Consider the following 18,385-nt stretch of genomic DNA (forward strand, 5'->3'; position numbering starts at 1 on the left):
CGCAGTCCAACGTCGTGATCCCCAACACCGCCGCACCCACGCTGAAGGTGTGGATCAAGACCACGACCCAGGAAACGGGGTCCACGGTCTACGACACGCTCAAGGTGCAGATCAACGGCACCACCCTCGCCACCTACTCCAACGTCGGCGCCACCGGTGCCTACGTGCAGCGCACGGTGAACCTGAGCGCCTACAAGGGCCAGACGGTCACCCTGCAGTTCGCGGGCGCCGAGGACTCGTCGCTGACCACCACGTTCCTCGTGGACGACGTGACGATCTCCTGACCGCGCGCGACCGATGACGGCCCTGCTTCCGGCGCCCCACGCCGGGAGCAGGGCTTTCGGGCGTACCGGGCGCGGGTTCGGCCGCCCGCCGATCCGGCGACCATCTCGCCCACGGTGGCCGGACACCACGACCGCGGGCAACCGCACCGCGTCCCCCGAAGCTCAGGCCGCCCGGTGCAACTCCCTGAGCATCGCGGAGATGTCCGCGTGCCCGCCCTCCACGCTCCGCAACCCGGCGATCAGCGTGTCGACGGCCAGTTGCACGATGTCGTCGACGGGGACGTCGCCGTGGGCCAGCCAGTCCAGGCTGATCTCGTCCAGGTATCCCACCCATCCGCGCAGCGCCGCGCGCAGGACCGGTGGCGGCGGTGCCTCGGATTCGAGGTCGAACAGTTCCAACACCAGGTCCACACCCGCCTGCCGGGCGGACTCGAAGATCCGCCGCACGTCCGCGTCGCCCAGGCCGGGGCGCATGAAGCCGATGAACGTCTGGGTGTGGCTGCCGATGTACTCGAAGTGGCGCCGGACCATGCCGTACAGGCGCGCCTCGGCGGTGACCTCGTCGGGGCGGGCGCGCTGGTACGCCTGGATGTCCTGGGCCACCTGGCCGAGTGCTTCCAGGTAGATCCCGCGCTTGTCCTTGAAGTAGTAGAAGAGCAGGCCGTGCGCGACACCCGCGGCGTCGGCGATGTCGGCGATGAAGATGTCCTCGTAGGGCCGCTCCGAGAAGAGCGCGACCGCCGCCTCCAGGAGTTGCCGACGGCGCTCGCCGCGCCGACCGGTGCCGGGGCCCGTGCCCGTGCCCAGCCGGTTCGACGTGCGCTTCTTCGCCGGCGCGACCGCCGCCGCGGCGCGCTTGCCGGCTCGCGGTCGAGCCGCCTTTTCCTCTGCTCCCTCAGCCATTCGCCGAGCATATCGAGCCGCGAGGAGTCGTCCGCGGCAACTCTTTGACTTGAAATCAAAGTCTGGTTAACGTTGCGGCCACATCGACGGACGACGTCCGGCCGAGGTGGCTCGACGACGCGCTCGATGCCGCTCGATGCCCCTCGGCCGGCGCCGCTCGGCGCCGCACGACGACGCCGCACGACGACGCCGCGTGACCAGGACAAGGGGAGTGCCGATGAGCGTGGCAGACGTGGACGTGCTGGTGGTGGGCGCCGGTCCGGCGGGCCTGAGTACCGGCGTGCTGCTGGGGCGACTGGGCATCTCGACCCGGGTCGTCGAGCGCCGGGCGGCCGGCTCCGCCCACCCCAAGGCGCACGTGGTCAACGCCCGCACGATGGAGCTGTTTCGCCAGTGGGGCGTCGCCGACGAGGTACGCGACGCCGCGCTGCCGCTCGACCGGGGCATCGGCGTCGGGTGGGTGACCCGACTGACGGGGATCGAGATCGGTCGCATCACCGCGGCCGACGCGCCCGACGAGTGGGACCGGTTGTGCGCCGATTCGAGCGAGGCGCTGGTGTCCTGCCCACAGGACCGGATCGAGCCGATCCTGCTCGCGGCGGCCCGGCGGCTCGGCGTACAAGTGGACTTCGGCGTCGAGGCGACCGGGCTCGGGCAGACCCCGGCCGGCGTCGACGTGCGGGTGCGGCGCGCGGCGGACGGCGGTTCGGAGACGGTGCGGGCCCGCTACGTGGTGGCCGCCGACGGGGCCCGCAGCCCGGTCCGCGAGCTTGTGGGCATCGGGAACGACGCGGTCGCCCCGGTCGGACACCTGCTCAACGCCTATGTCGACGCCGACCTCGGCCCGTACACCGGCGGCCGGCCGTACGCGCTGTGGTGGATCCTCAACGCCCGGACGCAGGGCGCGATGATCGCCCTCGACGGCAAACGGCGCTGGACCTACAACTTCGCGTTCGACCCGGAGCGGGAGAGCGTCGCCGACTACCCGCCCGAGCGCTGCGCGGAGCTGTTCCGCGAGGCGGTCGGCGTGCCCGACCTCGCGGTCACGGTGCGCAGCGTGCTGCCGTGGAAGTTGGAAATCGCCATCGCCGAGCGGTTCCGGGCCGGCCGGGTCTTCCTCGTCGGCGACGCGGCGCACCGATTCCCGCCCACCGGCGGCTTCGGGATGAACACCGGCATCCAGGACGCGCACAACCTGGCCTGGAAACTGGCCGCCGTGCTGCGGGGGTGGGCTGGCGAGGAACTGCTCGCCGGCTACGAGGACGAGCGTATGCCGGTGGCCCGGGTCAACGCCGCGCAGAGCATGCGCAACGCGGAGCGGATGGCGGGCACCGGCGCGCTGTTCACCGATCCCTCGGTGTTGGCCACGATCGAGGACGCCGCCGGGAAGGACCTGCGCGCCGCGCTGGCCGCGGGGATCCCCGCGCAGCGCGACCACTTCCTGTTCCAGGGGCAGACGTTCGGGCACGTCTACCGGTCGGCGGCGGTGGTGCCCGACGGCACGCTCGCGCCGCGCTCGACGGTCGCGGAGTACCGGATGGACGCGCACCCCGGCGCGCTCGCGCCGCATACGTGGTTCCGCACGCCCGAGGGAGCGCGGCGGGCCACGGTCGACCTGTCGGCGGACACGTTCGTGCTGCTCGCGGGTGCCGAGGGGCGGGCCTGGGTCGAGGCGGGCGACGTCGCCTCGCGTCGGCTCGGCGTACCGATCGCGGCGTTTCGGGTCGGCGCGGACGGCGACCTGGACGCGGAGGCGGACGGCTGGCGACACGTGTGGGGGATCACCCCGCACGGGTGCGTGCTGGTCCGCCCGGACGGCCACGTCGCGCTGCGTGTGCCGGGCGCGGGACCGGACGGCGTGGCGGACCTGATCCCGGCACTGCGCGCCGTCCTCGGCCGCACCGAGGCGGGCGCCCCGGCCGACGCCCCCGATCCGGCCGATCCCGTCTTCCCCTGAACCCGAACCGCTGTCCACCCCATCGAGAGGGATACCACGATGACCCCCAAGCTGCGCCTGGCGCACACCGTGTTGCAGACCAACCGCAGGGCCGAGATGTGCGACTGGTACGTGCGCGCGCTCGACGCCCATGTGGTGCACGAGACCGCGATGATCACCTTCCTGACCTTCGACGAGGAGCACCACCGGCTCGGCCTGATCGCCGCCCCGGTCCCGTTCGCGGAGCGCACGCCGACGACCGTCGGACTCGCGCACACCGCCTACACGTTCGCAAGCCTGGCCGACCTGCTGGACCGGTTCGCCGTGCTGCGCGCGGCCGGTGTCCGCCCGCACGTGTGTGTCGCGCACGGCCCGACCACCTCGCTCTACTACCGCGACCCCGACGGCAACACGGTCGAGTTGCAGATCGACAACTTCGCCGGCGCCGAGGAGACCACCGCATACCTCACCGGACCCGAGTTCACCGCCGATCCCGTCGGTCCGGCGTTCGACCCCGACCGACTGCTCGCCGACTTCGAGCGCGGTGTGCCGATCGCCGAACTCACCACGCGGACCTGGGCGGCGGCCGGAGCCGTACACAGCCACCCGCTGCTCGCGCTGACCGGCGACGAACCCGCCCGACCGGTATCCGCCGAATGACCGCCATCTTCGTCGACCCGCCGCGTCGACCCGGGGCGCCGACCGCCCCGAAGCCATCGGCCGGCGTCGATGCGCGCGGTGACCGCGGCGCGTCCGACGACCGGTTCGGCACGCCGGACGGGCGGGTCCTGCTGTCCGGCGTGCAGGCCCTGGTCCGGCTGATCCTGGACCAGCGCCGGGCCGACGCCGCCGCGGGAGCGAACACCCGGGCCTACGTATCCGGCTATCAGGGCTCGCCGTTGGGCACCGTCGACCTGGAGTTCGCCGGGCAGTCCCGGCTCCTCGACGAACTGGGGATCGTCTTTCGGCCCGGCGTCAACGAGGAGTTGGCGGCGACCGCCGTCGCGGGCAGCCAGCTCGCCGCCGGACACGACGACGGCACGGTCGACGGGGTCCTGGGCGTCTGGTACGGCAAGTCGCCGGGCGTCGACCGCGCCGCGGACGCGATCCGGCACGGCAACCTGGTCGGCACCGGGCCGGCCGGCGGCGTACTGATGCTGGTCGGCGACGATCCGGCGGCCAAGTCCTCCACCGTGCCCGGCGCCTCGGAGGCGCTGCTCGCCGCGCTCGGCGTGCCGGTGTTCTCGGCCGGGGACATCCAGGAGCTGCTGGACCTGGGCCGGCACGCCATCGCGTGTTCGCGCGAGTCGGGCCTGTGGACCGCGCTCAAGGTGGTCACCCGGGTCGCCGACGCCACCGCGACCGTCGACGTGGGCGGCGAGCACGCGCCCGACGGGCCGCCGGCCGGGCCCGGACACACGCCCGACGCGATGATGATCGGCCCACGACTGCTCGGCATGGAACGCGATCTGGTCGAGACCAGGCTCGCCCGGGCCCGCGCGTACGGCCGACGACACGCGCTGACCCGGCTCACCTCGCCGGCGCCCGACGCACGCCTCGGCGTGGTCACCGCCGGTACCGCCTACCACGATCTGCGCCAGGCCATGGATCATCTCGGCGTCGAGGACGCGCTGGTACGGGTGCTCAAGGTGGGCATGATCCACCCGATCGACGCGGAGGCGGTCCGCGAGTTCGCGGTCGGCCTCGACGAGGTGCTGGTCCTGGAGGAGAAGGGCCCGTTCCTGGAGCCGCTGGTCAAGGAGGCGTTGTACGGCGCGCCGAGCACCCCGGCGGTGACCGGCAAGCACGACCCGGCCGGCGCGGCGCTGGTCCCGCTCGCCGGCGTGCTGGACGCGGGCGTGGTCTCCCGGGTGCTCACCGCCCGGCTGCTCGCGCACCACGATCTGCCCGACCCACGTGCCGGCGGCGACCCGGTCCCCGCCGCCCGGCGCACGCTGCTGCCGCTGGTGGAGCAGCGCACCCCGTTCTTCTGTTCGGGCTGCCCGCACAACATTTCGACGAAGGTGCCGGCCGGCACCCTGGTCGGCGCGGGCATCGGCTGCCACGGCATGGTCACGGTCAATCCGCAGGACCATGGCGAGATCACCGGCCTGAGCCAGATGGGTGGTGAGGGGGCGCACTGGATCGGCATGGCGCCGTTCCTGGCCCGGCCGCACCTGGTGCAGAACATCGGCGACGGCACGTTCGCGCACTCCGGCTCGCTGGCCGTGCGCGCCGCGGTGTCGGCGGGGGTGAACATCACCTACAAGCTGCTGTACAACGACGCCGTCGCGATGACGGGCGGCCAGACCGCCCAGGGCCGGCTGTCGGTGCCGGCGATCACCCGCCTCCTGGAGGCCGAGGGCGTGCGCCGGATCGTGATCACCACCGAGGACGTGAAGCGGTATCGGCGAGTCCGCCTCGCGCGCATCGCATCGGTCCGGCCCCGCGAGGAACTGGACGCGGTGCAGCGCGAGTTGGCCGCGCTGTCCGGGGTGACCGTGCTGATCCACGACCAGTTGTGCGCGATCGAGAAGCGCCGCGGGCGCAGGCGTGGCGAACTCGCCGATCCGGCCGAGCGGGTGCTGATCAACGAGGCGATCTGCGAGGGCTGCGGCGACTGCGGCGCCACGTCGGGCTGCCTGTCGGTCGAGCCGGTGCCGACCGAGTTCGGCCGCAAGACCCGGATCCACCAGTCCTCCTGTACCAAGGACTTCTCCTGTCTGCGCGGCGACTGCCCGGCGTTCCTGACCATACGGCCCGGGCGCAGCCGCTCCCGGCCTGCCGGGTCGGCCGGGTCGGCGGGGTCGCCCAGGCCGGCCGGGCCCTCCGCCGCGCCCGCCGGTCGGCTGCCCCAGCCGCCGGAACTGCCGCTCCCGCAGCCGCGCGTGGGCACCGACGACCTTCGGATCCGCCTGGTCGGCATCGGCGGCACCGGGGTGGTCACCGTCGCCCGGGTCCTCGGCGCCGCGGCGGCGCTGGCCGGTCTGCACACCGCCGGGCTGGACCAGACCGGGCTGAGCCAAAAGGCCGGTCCGGTGGTGTCCGACCTGCGGATCTCGGCCACGCCGGTGACCGGCTCGGCAACCGTGTCGACCGGTGGTGTCGATCTGCTGCTCGGCCTCGACGTGCTCGGCGCCGCGGCGGCGGCCAACCTGGCCAACGCGAGCCCCGAGCGCACGGTGGCCGTGGTCGACACCGGCCTGGCGCCGACCGGCCGGATGGCCACCGACGTCACCACGCCCGCGCCCGATCCCACCGCCGCCCTCGCGGTGATCGACGCACACACGCGGGCGGCGGACAACGTCCGGATCGACGCGCGCGATCTCGCCGAGCGGGTCTTCGGCGACCACCTGCCCGCGAACGTGATCATGCTCGGCGCGGCCTGGCAACACGGCCTGCTGCCCGTCCCGTTGGCCACGATCGAGGAGGCGTTCCGGCGCAACGGCACCGCCGCCGAGCGTAATCTGCTCGCGTTCGGCTGGGGTCGCGCGGCGGTCGCCGCCCCGGAGGCGGTGGGTGAGCTGCGCCGATCGCACGACGGCCGACCGCGGCTCACGGCGGTCGCCGCCGCCCTGGTCGACCGGGTCGCCGACGCCTCGGGCGAGTTGCGCAGGCTGCTGACCATCCGGGTGCCGGAGCTGATCGCCTACCAGGACGCCGACTACGCCCGGCGCTACGTCGACGTGGTCGCCCGGGCGCACGCGGTGGCGGCCCGGCGGCTCGCGGGCGACACCGCGCCGGCCGAGGCGGTGGCCCGGGGGTTGTTCAAGTTGATGGCCTACAAGGACGAGTACGAGGTGGCCCGCCTGCATCTGGCCTGGCTGGCCGGGTCGCCCGCCGACGAGACGTTCGCGATCCACCTGCACCCGCCGGTGCTTCGGGCCATGGGCATGAACCGCAAGATCCGCCTGGGTCCGTGGAGCACCCCGCTGTTTCGCCTGCTGTACGCCGGTCGTCGGCTGCGCGGCACCCGGCTCGACCCGTTCGGGCCCGCCGCGGTGCGCCGCACCGAGCGGGAGTTGGTCACGGAGTACGTCGAGCATGTGCGCCACGCACTCGACCGGCTCACTCCCGAGACCCGGGACGTGGTCCTCGAACTGTGCGAACTCCCGGACACGGTACGCGGATACGAGCAGATCAAGCTGGCCGGCGTGGCCCGCTTCCGCGAGCGGGCCCGGGTGCTGCGCGCCCGGCTCGCCGAGCCCACCCCATCGACCGCCGGAGCCGAACATGCTGCTGCACCTGGTACTCGCGACGTGGAAGCCTGACGTGCGCGCCGAGGACGTCGCGGAACTCGCCGCGTCGGTCCGCCGGTTCGCGGACGACATCCCCGAAGTGCTGCTCGTCCGGGCCGGCGCCGACCTGGAACTCCAGGAGAACAACGCCGATTTCGGGATGGCGGCGGTCTTCGCGGACCCCTCGGCCCTGGGCGCCTTCGCCGCGCATCCCGCGCATCTCGCGGTGTCGCGACGGCTGGCCACGATGGTCGCCTCGGTCACCCGCCTGCAATTGCCCCTCGCCGACGACGATCCGATCGTCGGCCGGCCCGCCCCCGTGAAGGCGTGAGGAGCCCCATGCGTACCGCCACGATCGACGACCGCCTGCACATCCTGGTGGATGCCGGCGCGATCGACGTACACACCACGAGCGGCGGCCGGTTCGCCCCGGACCCCGACGCCGCGTTCGAGCACTGGGACCGGCTGCGGGACTGGGCGGACACCCTGGACCCGGCACGGGCCGTGCCGGTGGACGGGGCCCGGGTGGGTGCGCCGGTGCGGCGACCTCGGCAAGTGTTCGCCGTGGGGGCCAACTATCGCGACCACGCCGCCGAGGCGGGCTTCGAGATCCCGGCCTCACCCGTGGTGTTCGGCAAGTTCCCGAGTTGTCTGACCGGGCCGTACGACCCGGTGACGCTGACCGGGGCGACGGTGGACTGGGAGGTGGAACTGGTCGTGGTCGTCGGCCGTTTCGCACACGATGTCGCCGCCGAGGACGGTTGGGCGTATGTCGCCGGGCTGACGGTGGGTCAGGACCTGTCCGACCGTACGGTGCAGTTCGACGGGCCGATCCCGCAGTTGTCCCTGGCCAAGTCCTGCCCCGGGTTCGGCCCGCTCGGCCCGGCGCTCGTCACCCCGGACGAGTTCGCCGACCCCGACGACCTGCGGCTCGGCTGCTCGATCGACGGCACCACGCTCCAGGACGGCCGTACCCGCGACATGGTCTTCCCCGTACCGGAGTTGATCGCCCGGTTGTCGGCGCACTGCACGCTGCTGCCCGGCGACCTGATCTTCACGGGCACCCCCGCCGGGGTCGGCGCGGTCCGTCGGCCGCCGCGCTTCCTGCGTCCCGGCGAGACGCTGGTCAGCCACGTCGAGGGCATCGGCGAACTTCGCAACCCGATGACGGCGCCGCCGATCCGGCCGTGACCACCCCGACCGGTGGCCTGCTCCGGCGGGGTCCGCCGGTCGGGCGTGTGCCGGTCGATCAGGGGCCCACCGCGGCCAGCCCGGCGGCGTCGCGGCGAGCGGCCCGCGGGGCGCCGCCGGTTCCGGCCGGGGTCGCACGGCGGTGCAAAGTCGCGGCCTCGCGGGCGTAGCGGTGCACCGGGAACTCGTCGGCCGCCGCGCCGAGGATCCGTACCGCCGTCGTGCTCGTCTCCATCGCGGCCTCCACGGCGACCAGTTCGGCCACCGACGCCTGGCGGGTGTACGACAGGCCGGCATCACGGCGGCGGGCGGCGTCCAGGTACATCGCTCGGGCCGAATCGATCGCGCCCGCGCATTCGGCCAGGACCCCGCGGTCGGGTCGGGCGGCGCGGTCCGTCGCGATCTCCAGCGCCGCCTGGGCCAGTCCGGTCGCGCACGCCGCCGCGCCGAGCCGGCCGGCGTCCAGGATCTCGAACGCGATCCGCAGGCCCCGGTCCCGGACGCCGATCAGCCGTTCGGGTTCCAGGTACACGCCGTCCCAATAGGCGGTGGTGGTCGGGAAGGCGCGCAGCCCGAGCGACTGCTCGGGCGGGCCGAAGTAGAGGTATTCGTCGGCGCCGGGCGCCAGGAAGCACGAGACGTCGGGCCGCGCCGGGCCGGTGCGGGCGAACACGGTGTGGAAGTGCGCCCGGCCGCCGTGCGCCAGCTCGACCTGGGTGCCCACCATCAGGTGACCGCCCCTGGTCCGCTCGGCCCGGCAGGCCACCGCCGACGGGTCGGCGCCCACGTGCGGCTCGGCACGGCCGTGGCCGCCCATCAGCGCACCGTCGAACATCCCCGGCAACCACTGCTCGCGCTGCGCGTCGGTGCCGTGCACGGCCGCCGGCAGGCACGACAGCGTGTGCACGTGTACCGCGTCGGCGAGCCCCACCCAGCGCGCGGCCAACTCCTCCAGGACCTGGAGGTAGACCTCGTACGGCTGGCCGCCGCCGCCGTAGCGCACGGGGTAGGGGAGCCCGGAAAGCCCGGCCCGGCCCAGCGCGCGGAACAACCCCGTGGGGTAGCGCGCCTCGGCCTCACAGGCGCCGGCCCGAGGCGTGAGCTCGCGATCCGCGAACGCCCGCGTGCGCGCGATCAGGTCATGGGCGGCATCAGAGGGGAGCAAACGGTCGACAGGCACGGGCGCCTCCCAGGGCCGACGGACGGCCCGGCCAGAAATCCGGGTCGGACGCCGAACCCGCACGACACCCCCCGCACCGGAGCAGCCCGAACCAACCCCGGGAAGCCCGGGACACGTGGGCACGGTAGAGCGCCGGCCCCCACCCACAAATCGTCCATCACGACAAACCCGACCCCCCTCCTTTGTCGCCCCCACCCACCCCCGGCCCCGGTCCCACCCACCGCCCACCCCCGCCCCGCCTCCGCGAACCCTCGCCGCGCTGCCCGTGGGCCCTTGTCCGTACCCGGAGGTGTGCGCGAGCGTTCGAAGAGGGTGTGTCGTCGTGGCTTTGTGCCCGGTTACGGAAACCATCGACAGCATTGGTCATTCGGACGAAGCACTCGGTGCGCGCCGCCGCCTAGCGTCGCTGACACACCGACCGGAAGGATTCGACATGGGTTCCGACCTGCACACCCGCGCCGTCGTCGCGGATACGCACAACGACCTGTTGATGGCGGTGGTCGAGCGACCACCCGGACGTTGGGCGAGCTTCTTCCGTGAGCAGTGGTTGCCACAACTCCGCGAGGGCGGGGTGGACGTACAGGTGCTGCCGGTCTTCGTGGACGACCAGTTTCGGCCCGAGGGGGCGCTGCGCCGCACGCTGCGTATGGTCGAGTGCGCGCACGCCATCGCCGAGGGCAACCCGGACGACGTGCGCCTGTGCCTGAACGGCGACGACATCGACGCGGCGCTGGCCGAGGGCCGGATCGCCCTCGTCCTGGCCCTGGAGAGCGCCCCCGGCGTGGACGCCGACCTGGAGCTGTTCCGCACCCTGTACCGCCTCGGCGTCCGGGTCGCCTCGATCGCGCACTGGGGACGTTCCCCGCTCGGCGACGGCAGCGGCGAGGACGCCACCGGCAGCCGGCTCACCCACGCCGGCGTCGAGGCGCTGCGCGAGATGGAGCGGCTCGGCATCGTCTTCGACATCTCCCACCTGGGCGCCTCCGGCGTCGCACACGTATTGCAGGAGGCCACCCGCCCGCTGCTCGCCAGCCACTCGGCGGCCCGGGCGCTGTGCGACCACCACCGGAACCTGACCGACGAGCAGATCCGGGGCGTGGCCGCCACGGGCGGTGTCGTGTGCGTCAACTTCGTGCCGGACTTCCTGAGCACCGAGCGCGCCGAGCAGACCATCGACCGCGTCGTCGACCACATCGAGCACGTGATCGACGTGGCCGGCATCGACCACGTCGGGATCGGCCCCGATTTCCTGCGCGAGGTGCTGGCCGACATCACCCCGCCGTGCTGCGAGGGCGTCGACTACACCGGCGTGGACACCTCGACCACCTTGCCGGGCCTGGACGGTCCGGCCGAACTCCCCGCACTGACCGAGGCGTTGGTCCGGCGCGGCCTCGGCGAGAAGGAGATCATGGCGATCTTGGGCGGCAACGTACAGCGGCTGTTCCGCGCCGAGTTGGGGCGGGCCCGATGACCGGCCCGACGACCGACCCCACACCCGGCGCCACGAGCGCCGTCTCCGCCTTCGACACCGACGCCATGCTGGCCGATCTGGCCGAGCTGGTGACGTGCGAGTCCTTCTCCGCCGACCTCGCCGCGGTCGCCCGCAGCGCCGAGGTGGTCGCCGCGCAGGGCGCGCGCCTACTCGGCGCCCAGCCGCGCCGGATCGTGCTCGAAGGCGTGACCCACCTCCAGTGGATCTTCGGCACGCCGCGCGTATTGCTGGTCGGCCACCACGACACGGTGTGGCCGATGGGCTCGCTGACCACCCATCCGTGGTCGGTGCGCGACGGGATCGCCCGGGGGCCGGGGTGCTTCGACATGAAGGCCGGCCTGGTCCAGATCTTCCACGCGCTCGCCTCGCTGGACTCGCTCGACGGGATCGGCGTGCTGATCACCGGCGACGAGGAGGTCGGCTCGACCAGCTCGCGGGGGCTGATCGAGGACGCCGCACGCGGCTGTGCGGCCGCGTTCGTCCTGGAGGCGTCCGCCGACGGCGGCGCGCTCAAGATCGCGCGCAAGGGCGGCTCGCAGTACGAACTGGTCGTGCACGGCAAGGCCGCGCACGCCGGTCTGGAGCCGGAGAAGGGGATCAACGCCGCGATCGAGGCCGCGCACCTGGTGCTCGCCCTCGACGGCCTGGCCGACGTGGTCGACGAGGGGGCGGCAGGCGACTGGCGCACCACGGTGACCCCGACCGTGGTGCGGGCGGGCGCGGTGTCCAACACGGTGCCGCCGCACGCGGCGGTGACGGTCGATGTACGGGTGCCCACGCGCAAGGCGCAGGACCGGGTCGACGAGCTGATCCGCGCGCTGCCCACGACCGTGCCGGGTGCCCGGGTCGAGGTATTGGGCGGCGCCAACCGCCCGCCGCTGGAGGACACTTCCTCGCGCGCGCTGTTCGACCTCGCCGGCCTGACCGCGGCCCACCTGGGCCTGCCGCCGCTGCGCTCCGCGGCGGTCGGCGGCGCCTCCGACGGCAACTTCACCGCCGGCGTCGGCTGCCCCACCCTCGACGGCCTGGGCGCCGTCGGCGGCGGCGCGCACGCCGACCACGAACACGTGATCGTGGCCGAACTGGCCCCGCGTGCCGCGCTGCTCGCGGGCCTGATCGACGCGGTGCGGCGATGAGCGCCCCCGTGCTCAGCGCCCCGGCCATCCGGGAGCTGCACGAGCTCGACGAACTCGAGGCCGTCTGCGCGCTGTTCTGCGAGATCTGGGGCACGCCGGCGAACAACCCGCCGATCAACGTGGAGCAGATGCGCGCGTTGTCGCACGCGGGCAACTACGTCGCCGGCGCCTACGCCGACGGCCGGCTCGTCGGCGCGACGGTCGCCTTCTTCGGCGCGCCGATCGCCCGCACCATGCACTCGCACATCACCGGCGCGCTCCCCGGCCACGCGGCGGGCCTGGCGCTGAAGCTGCACCAGCGCGACTGGGCGCTCGATCGCGGCCTGCACCGGATCACCTGGACGTACGACCCGCTGATCGCCCGCAACGCGCACTTCAACCTGGCCAAGCTCGGCGGTGTGATCGACGCCTACCTGCCCAACTTCTACGGCGCCGTGGACGACGCGATCAACGCCGGCACCGACACCGACCGCGCCATGGTCGGCTGGGACCTGGCCGAACCGCGCGTGGCCGCCGCGGCCCGCCGCGAGTCGATCCCGGTGGTCGTGCCGCCCGGCGCGGTGGCCGCGCTGACCGACCACGACGGCCGGCCCTCGCTCGGCCGCACCGACGCCGAGGACCTGCTCGTCGGCGTCCCGGCGGACATCGAGAAGTTGCGGCACACCGACCCGGCCGCGGCCCGGGACTGGCGACTCGCGCTGCGCGAGGTGCTGGCCGGGCTGCTCGCCGACGGCGCCCGGGTGACCGGCTTCCACGGCCGGTCCCGATACGTCCTCACCCGCGGGCCGGTCGCATGACCTGCCACCGAACCACTTCGAACCGATCAGGAGTCCAGGCACCATGAAGATCAACGCAATCGAACTGCGCCGGATCGCGATGCCGCTGCGCGCGCCGTTCCGCACCTCCTTCGGCGTCGAGACCGCCCGCGACATCGTGCTGGTGCGCGTGGTCACCCCCGAGGGGGAGGGCTGGGGCGAGTGTGTGGCGATGTCCGAGCCGCTGTACAGCTCGGAGTACGTGGACGCCGCGCTCGACGTGCTCAAGCGTTTCCTGATCCCCGCGCTGCCGGAAAAGGTGGACGCGCGGGCGGCGAAGCGGGCGATGAAGCCGTTCAAGGGCCACCGGATGGCGAAGGCGGCGCTGGAGACGGCCGTGCTCGACGCGCAACTGCGGGTCTCCGGTGAGTCGTTCGGCTCCTTCCTGGGCGCGTCGCGCGATCGGGTGCCGTGCGGGGTGTCCGTGGGCATCATGGACTCGATCCCCGAACTCCTGGAGTCGGTGAGCGGGTTCGTCGAGGAGGGCTATGTCCGGATCAAGCTGAAGATCGAGCCGGGCTGGGACCTGGCGCCGGTGCGCGCGGTGCGCGAGCGGTTCGGCGACGATCTGCTGCTCCAGGTGGACGCGAACGCCGCGTACACGCTGGCCGACGCCCGGCAGCTGGCCAAGCTGGACGACTTCGACCTGCTGTTGATCGAACAGCCGCTGGCCGACGACGACCTGGTGCAACACGCAGCGCTGGCCAAGCAGTTGAAGACCCCGGTCTGCCTGGACGAGTCGATCGAGTCGGTCGAGCACGCCGCCGCCGCGATCACCCTGGGCGCGGCCTCGATCATCAACATCAAGCCGGGCCGGGTCGGCGGCTACCTGGAGGCCAAGGCCATCCACGACCTGTGCGTGGCGCACGGCGTGCCGGTCTGGTGCGGCGGCATGTTGGAAACGGGCCTGGGCCGCGCCGCCAACGTCGCCCTCGCCGCGCTCCCCGGCTTCGTGCTCCCCGGCGACACGTCGGCCTCGCGCCGCTACTTCGCCACCGACATCACCACGCCGTTCGAACTCGCCGACGGACACCTCGACGTGCCCACCGGCCCGGGCCTGGGCATCGACCCGATCCAGGACATCCTGGACTCGGTGACCACGTCCAGCGAGTGGATCAAGTTCTGAGACGTCGGGAGCCTTCCCCGAGCACTCGCTGAACGACCCGCGGCACCCGGACGATCGACCGGTCGTCGGATCACCATCCGATCCGACGACCGGATCGTCCGGGTGCTTCGGCATGCGCATCGGGCGCCGAACGTGTCCACCGGCTCCGGCACGGGGCCGCCATCCGCATCATGAGACACGTTGGACGAGGCGTGGCGGGTGTGCGAACTTCGATGTCATGCGGCGTCGGGCGATTATTACCGACAGCGTGCCGACACCGGGCTGACCAGGACGACCATTCCCTGCGGCCCACCGTCCGCACGCAGACCTCTCGCGCTTCGCGAGGGGTCTTTCTGTTTTCTCCGACGGTTCGCCTCGAAACCGCGCACCCTCCCCCCACCCACGACAGGAGCACAGCGACCCATGGTCGACGACGGCACCCAGGTCCTCGATGTCGCTCGGTCCACCCCACCCGGCCCACGGCTCGGCCCACCGGACCGGCCCCGAACCGCCGACCCGGAGATCGCCCACCTGGTGGCCCGCATGCGCCATCACCAAGGCTCGCTGGCCCGGGTCGCCTCCGTCCTCAACAACCACGGCGTCCACCGACTGACCTACACCTCGACCGACCTCGGCGCCGCCATGGTGGAGGTGAGCGTGCATCGGCGCGATGCCGCCCGGGTCGAGGCCAGACTGCGCCGGCTGGTGGAAGTCACCGAGGTGACCCGCCTGTCGGCCGACTGACGCGCGCCGCCGCCGAACCCGCGGCCCCGCCCACACCCGGGCGGGGTCGCGCCGATTCCCGGTTTGTCACCCGACTGGGCCTTGCGCCGGGTATGTGCGGTTGGCCAGCGTGTAGGGGCGCGCGCGACTGGCAGAAGTATCGCGTCGTGGCGAGCGGCCGACCCCCGTGGGCGTGTTCGTCCCGGCGGCGAGGACGCACGACGGCGACGGGAGTGTTGTGAGCGACCGCAACGGCAGCGGCAGGACGGGCGATGCGATCGTCCGACTACGGATCCACCCGGCCATCGGCATCGCGCGTGTGGGCAACAGCACGCGCCGCGACGGCTGGTTCCTCGGTCCCGAGACGCCGAACCCGCCGGTGTCCCCGGCGGGTTCGTTCAAGGATCCCGACGGCGCGATCAAGCGGCAGGCGGCCCGGTTCCGTCTGTACGGCTACACCGCCGACGGCCGGGTGGTGCGCGAGGTGACCACCGCCGACCCGGGCACCAGGATCACCTGGGGTGTGCACGTGGCCAACCGCAAGGCCGGCTGGTACGAGTTCCATCTGCCGCTGGACATCCCCGACTCCCGCGACCCGGCGGCCAAGCCGTCGGTGCGGCGCAACCCCCGCGTGGCCGACCGGAGTTCACTGGTGATCGATCCCGGCCGCAAGACCCTCGACGCGGCGAGCGGCGCGACCGTGCCGTTCACCGGCGGTCGTTTCCTCGGCCGGGTCGACGTGCCGCTGGGCGAGATGCACGCGGACGAGGCGGGCCGGTTGGTGGTGCTCGGCGGACACGGCACGTCCGGCTCCCCCGACCACACACCGCTGAACTCGGTCACCAACAACGACGGTTGGTACGACGACATCTCCGACGGGCCGGTCACCGCGATGGTCACCGTCGACGGCATGCCGATCCCGGTGGATCCGGCATGGGTGGTGGTCGCGCCGCCGAACTTCGCGCCCGAGGTACGCACCCTGCGGACCCTGTACGACCTGCTCTTCGACGTGTTCGTCTCGACGGGGCGACTGCCGTTCCCGGCCGAGGTCTCCTTCGGCGAGCACATCGAGCCGATCCTGCGCCGGTTCTGCGAACTCCAGTGGGTCAACGCGGGGTTCGCGGCGCAGTTCGGCTGGGCCGGTCCGGAGCACTTCCTCGATCCGGACAACCTGGCCCGGCTCGGGAGCCCGGCGGCCAAGTATCGCGAGTTGCGCCGGCAGGTGTACACGGCGCTGCGCGACTACGGCCGCGACGACAAGTCGCCGATGCCGTGGCCGTGGTTGTACGGGGACGGGATGGCGAGTGTGCCGCGCACGGTGCGGCAGTACATGACGTTGTCCCCGACCCAGGACCGGCTGCTGCTCGCGTGGTCGCGGGGCGAGTTCGATCCGGCGCCGTTCCCGGGTCACCCCGCGCGGGTGGAGGACGCGCCGCCGGCCGCGCAGCCCGGGTTGTTGGATCGGGCCGCACTGGACTTCTGTGTGGCCGACGCGTTCCATCCGGGGATCGAGGTGACCTGGCCGATCCGGCACGCGTCGATGTTCGCCGAGCCGTTTCGGATCCTGCCGCGTGCCGAGGGCGCGCCCGATCCCGACTACGGCGACACGCTGACCCCGGACAAGGCACTGGCCGCCGACGGGCCGTTGCACGCGCAGGGCCCGGGCGATCTGAGCCGCTGGATGGCGGTGCCGTGGCAGACGGACACCGCCGGGTGTCGGGCCGGATACGAGTCGCAGGCCGGGCTCGGGCCGCGCTACGACCCGTACGTGCCCACGTTCTGGCCGGCGCGCGTGCCGAACCATGTGCTGAAGCAGAGCGACTACGAGAAAGTCAACCGCCCGGACGGCGACGGCTCGGTGGACCGCGAGGCCGCCTTCACGCACCGCGCGGTGTGGTTGCGCGGCCTGACCGGGAACACCCCGCAGGAGCAGCGCCGGCAGATGGTGGACGGCTGGTACAAGCTGGGCATCGTCGAGACCCGCCCCTACACCGTGGGCGACGGGCGTTTCCCGAAGGTGATGCGGGTCGAATCGACGCCCGAGCCGCCCTTCGATCAGGCCGCCGACACCCACAACCTGGTGAACGTGCACGTCCCGGCGCGGATGGAGGTCGAGACGGCGACGGTGTCCGTGGTCGAGGCGACCGGGCACGACGCGGCGGAGGTGACGGTGGGCTACATCGACAACATCGACCCCTACCTGGACACCCGGTGACCGCGGCCGGGGCGCCGCCCGGCCGTCGGCGCCACGAGGTGATCGTGGCGGGCGGCGGTCCGGCCGGCGCCTCGGCCGCGATCACCCTGGCCCGGGCCGGTCGTTCGGTCCTGCTCGCCGACGCGGGTTCGGGGCCGCCGGCGATCGGCGAGGCGCTGCCGGCGGTCGCGGGGCGGTTGTTGGCCGACCTGGGTGTGGCCGGGCACGTACCGGGGCCGGGCCACCTGTTGTGCCATGCCACGCGGTCCGCGTGGGGTTCGGCGCGCCCGGCCACGGTGTCGGGCATCGCCGACCCGTACGGATCCGGCCGGCACCTGGACCGCGCCCTGTTCGACGCACGGCTGCGCGAGGGCGCCCGGGCGGCGGGCGCGGAGGTCGCCGAGCACACCCGGGTCGGCGCGCCGACGCGGCGTGCCGACGGCACGTGGTCGGTACCGCTGCGGCGCGGCGATCGGCACGAAGTCGCGGTCTGCGACCGGCTCGTGGACGCCACGGGCCGCCGCGCGAGCATCGCGACCGGCATCGGCGGCGCCCACCGCCGGACCCGGGACGCACTGGTCGCGCTGCACGTGACGCTGCCGGACGTCCCCGCGTCGTACACCGACGCGAGCACCCTGGTCGAAGCGGCCCCCGACGGCTGGTGGTACACCGCCCTCGTCCCCGGCAGCCGACTCCTGCTCGTCTACTTCACCGACGCCGACGCACCAACTCACGGGGCCGGCAGGGGCGTCGCCTTCCGCGTCCACCTCGCCGAGACCACCCACACCGCGGCCCGAGTGGCCGCCGTGCCCTTCCCCCGCGACCTGGCCCCACGCCGCGCCCCCGCCCACGGCGCGCACCTGGACCGTGTCTTCGGCGACGGCTGGATCGCCGTCGGTGACGCCGCCGTAGCCTTCGACCCGCTCTCCTCGCAGGGCATCCTCACCGCCCTGTACACCGGCCTGACCGCCGCCGAGGCACTCCACGCGAGCCTGGCGGGCGACCCGGGCGCCCTCGACGTGTACCGGGATCGCGTCACCACCCTGCTCGACGCCTACCGCCGCAACCACGGCGACGCCTACGCCGCCGAACAACGCTGGGCCGACCGCCCCTTCTGGCGCCGACGCCGATCGACGGACCAGGTCGCCGCCGTTGTTGACTGATGTGTACAGAACTGGTTGACGTCCT

General features: G+C 73.1%; 14 protein-coding genes. 12 read left to right on the forward strand and 2 right to left on the reverse strand.

Annotated elements, in window-relative coordinates:
• Positions 1-446: 446 nt before the first annotated feature.
• The gene (locus ACFRCG_RS18105) at positions 447-1,187 is read right to left on the reverse strand and encodes a TetR/AcrR family transcriptional regulator (protein WP_380032592.1); all 741 of its coding nucleotides are present in this window, start codon (positions 1,185-1,187) and stop codon (positions 447-449) included.
• A gap of 217 nt (positions 1,188-1,404) precedes the next feature.
• Here ACFRCG_RS18105 and ACFRCG_RS18110 point away from each other — a divergent pair, with 217 nt between their 5' ends.
• From ACFRCG_RS18110 to ACFRCG_RS18130, 5 genes are read left to right on the forward strand one after another with little or no spacing between them, the layout of a single operon-like run.
• The gene (locus ACFRCG_RS18110; RefSeq protein WP_380032593.1) at positions 1,405-3,144 is read left to right on the forward strand and encodes an FAD-dependent monooxygenase; all 1,740 of its coding nucleotides are present in this window, start codon (positions 1,405-1,407) and stop codon (positions 3,142-3,144) included.
• 39 nt (positions 3,145-3,183) lie between these two features.
• Positions 3,184-3,783: a VOC family protein gene (locus ACFRCG_RS18115; RefSeq protein WP_380032595.1), complete on the forward strand. Its 600-nt coding sequence runs from the start codon at positions 3,184-3,186 to the stop codon at positions 3,781-3,783.
• Positions 3,780-7,394 carry an indolepyruvate ferredoxin oxidoreductase family protein gene (locus tag ACFRCG_RS18120; RefSeq protein ID WP_380032597.1) on the forward strand — a complete coding sequence of 1,205 codons (3,615 nt, stop codon included), beginning with the start codon at positions 3,780-3,782 and terminating at the stop codon, positions 7,392-7,394. The genes ACFRCG_RS18115 and ACFRCG_RS18120 overlap by 4 nt, the downstream gene beginning before the upstream one ends.
• Entirely contained in the window at positions 7,357-7,692 is a 336-nt protein-coding gene (locus tag ACFRCG_RS18125) for a Dabb family protein (protein ID WP_380032599.1), read from the forward strand. Before ACFRCG_RS18120 ends, ACFRCG_RS18125 begins: the two co-directional genes overlap by 38 nt.
• 8 nt (positions 7,693-7,700) lie before the next feature.
• Complete coding sequence (locus ACFRCG_RS18130; RefSeq protein WP_380032601.1) at positions 7,701-8,552, forward strand: fumarylacetoacetate hydrolase family protein; 852 nt, start codon at positions 7,701-7,703, stop codon at positions 8,550-8,552.
• 58 nt (positions 8,553-8,610) lie between these two features.
• Here ACFRCG_RS18130 and ACFRCG_RS18135 read toward each other — a convergent pair whose 3' ends face one another.
• Positions 8,611-9,732, reverse strand: a complete 1,122-nt coding sequence (locus tag ACFRCG_RS18135; RefSeq protein WP_380032603.1) for an acyl-CoA dehydrogenase family protein — start codon at positions 9,730-9,732, stop codon at positions 8,611-8,613.
• Between the two features lie 433 nt (positions 9,733-10,165).
• Between ACFRCG_RS18135 and ACFRCG_RS18140 the strand changes: the two genes are divergently transcribed.
• From ACFRCG_RS18140 to ACFRCG_RS18170, 7 genes are all read left to right on the forward strand, one after another.
• Positions 10,166-11,203, forward strand: coding sequence for a dipeptidase (locus ACFRCG_RS18140; protein WP_380032605.1), 1,038 nt, complete (start codon positions 10,166-10,168; stop codon positions 11,201-11,203).
• Between the two features lie 65 nt (positions 11,204-11,268).
• Complete coding sequence (locus tag ACFRCG_RS18145) at positions 11,269-12,360, forward strand: M20 family metallopeptidase (RefSeq protein WP_380032649.1); 1,092 nt, start codon at positions 11,269-11,271, stop codon at positions 12,358-12,360.
• A complete protein-coding gene (locus ACFRCG_RS18150) occupies positions 12,357-13,157 on the forward strand; it encodes a GNAT family N-acetyltransferase (protein WP_380032607.1) in 801 nt (266 codons plus the stop codon). Before ACFRCG_RS18145 ends, ACFRCG_RS18150 begins: the two co-directional genes overlap by 4 nt.
• Before the next feature lie 43 nt (positions 13,158-13,200).
• Entirely contained in the window at positions 13,201-14,301 is a 1,101-nt protein-coding gene (gene menC, locus ACFRCG_RS18155; protein ID WP_380032608.1) for an o-succinylbenzoate synthase, read from the forward strand.
• Between the two features lie 402 nt (positions 14,302-14,703).
• Positions 14,704-15,024 (forward strand): hypothetical protein, encoded by a 321-nt coding sequence (locus ACFRCG_RS18160; RefSeq protein WP_380032610.1) that lies wholly within the window; start codon positions 14,704-14,706, stop codon positions 15,022-15,024.
• 217 nt (positions 15,025-15,241) lie between these two features.
• Positions 15,242-17,218, forward strand: coding sequence for a LodA/GoxA family CTQ-dependent oxidase (locus ACFRCG_RS18165; protein ID WP_380032612.1), 1,977 nt, complete (start codon positions 15,242-15,244; stop codon positions 17,216-17,218).
• Entirely contained in the window at positions 17,215-18,360 is a 1,146-nt protein-coding gene (locus ACFRCG_RS18170; RefSeq protein ID WP_380032614.1) for a tryptophan 7-halogenase, read from the forward strand. Before ACFRCG_RS18165 ends, ACFRCG_RS18170 begins: the two co-directional genes overlap by 4 nt.
• Positions 18,361-18,385: the final 25 nt, after the last annotated feature.

Origin of the sequence: Embleya sp. NPDC056575 (assembly GCF_042793325.1) — a bacterium.
Taxonomy (GTDB): domain Bacteria; phylum Actinomycetota; class Actinomycetes; order Streptomycetales; family Streptomycetaceae; genus Embleya.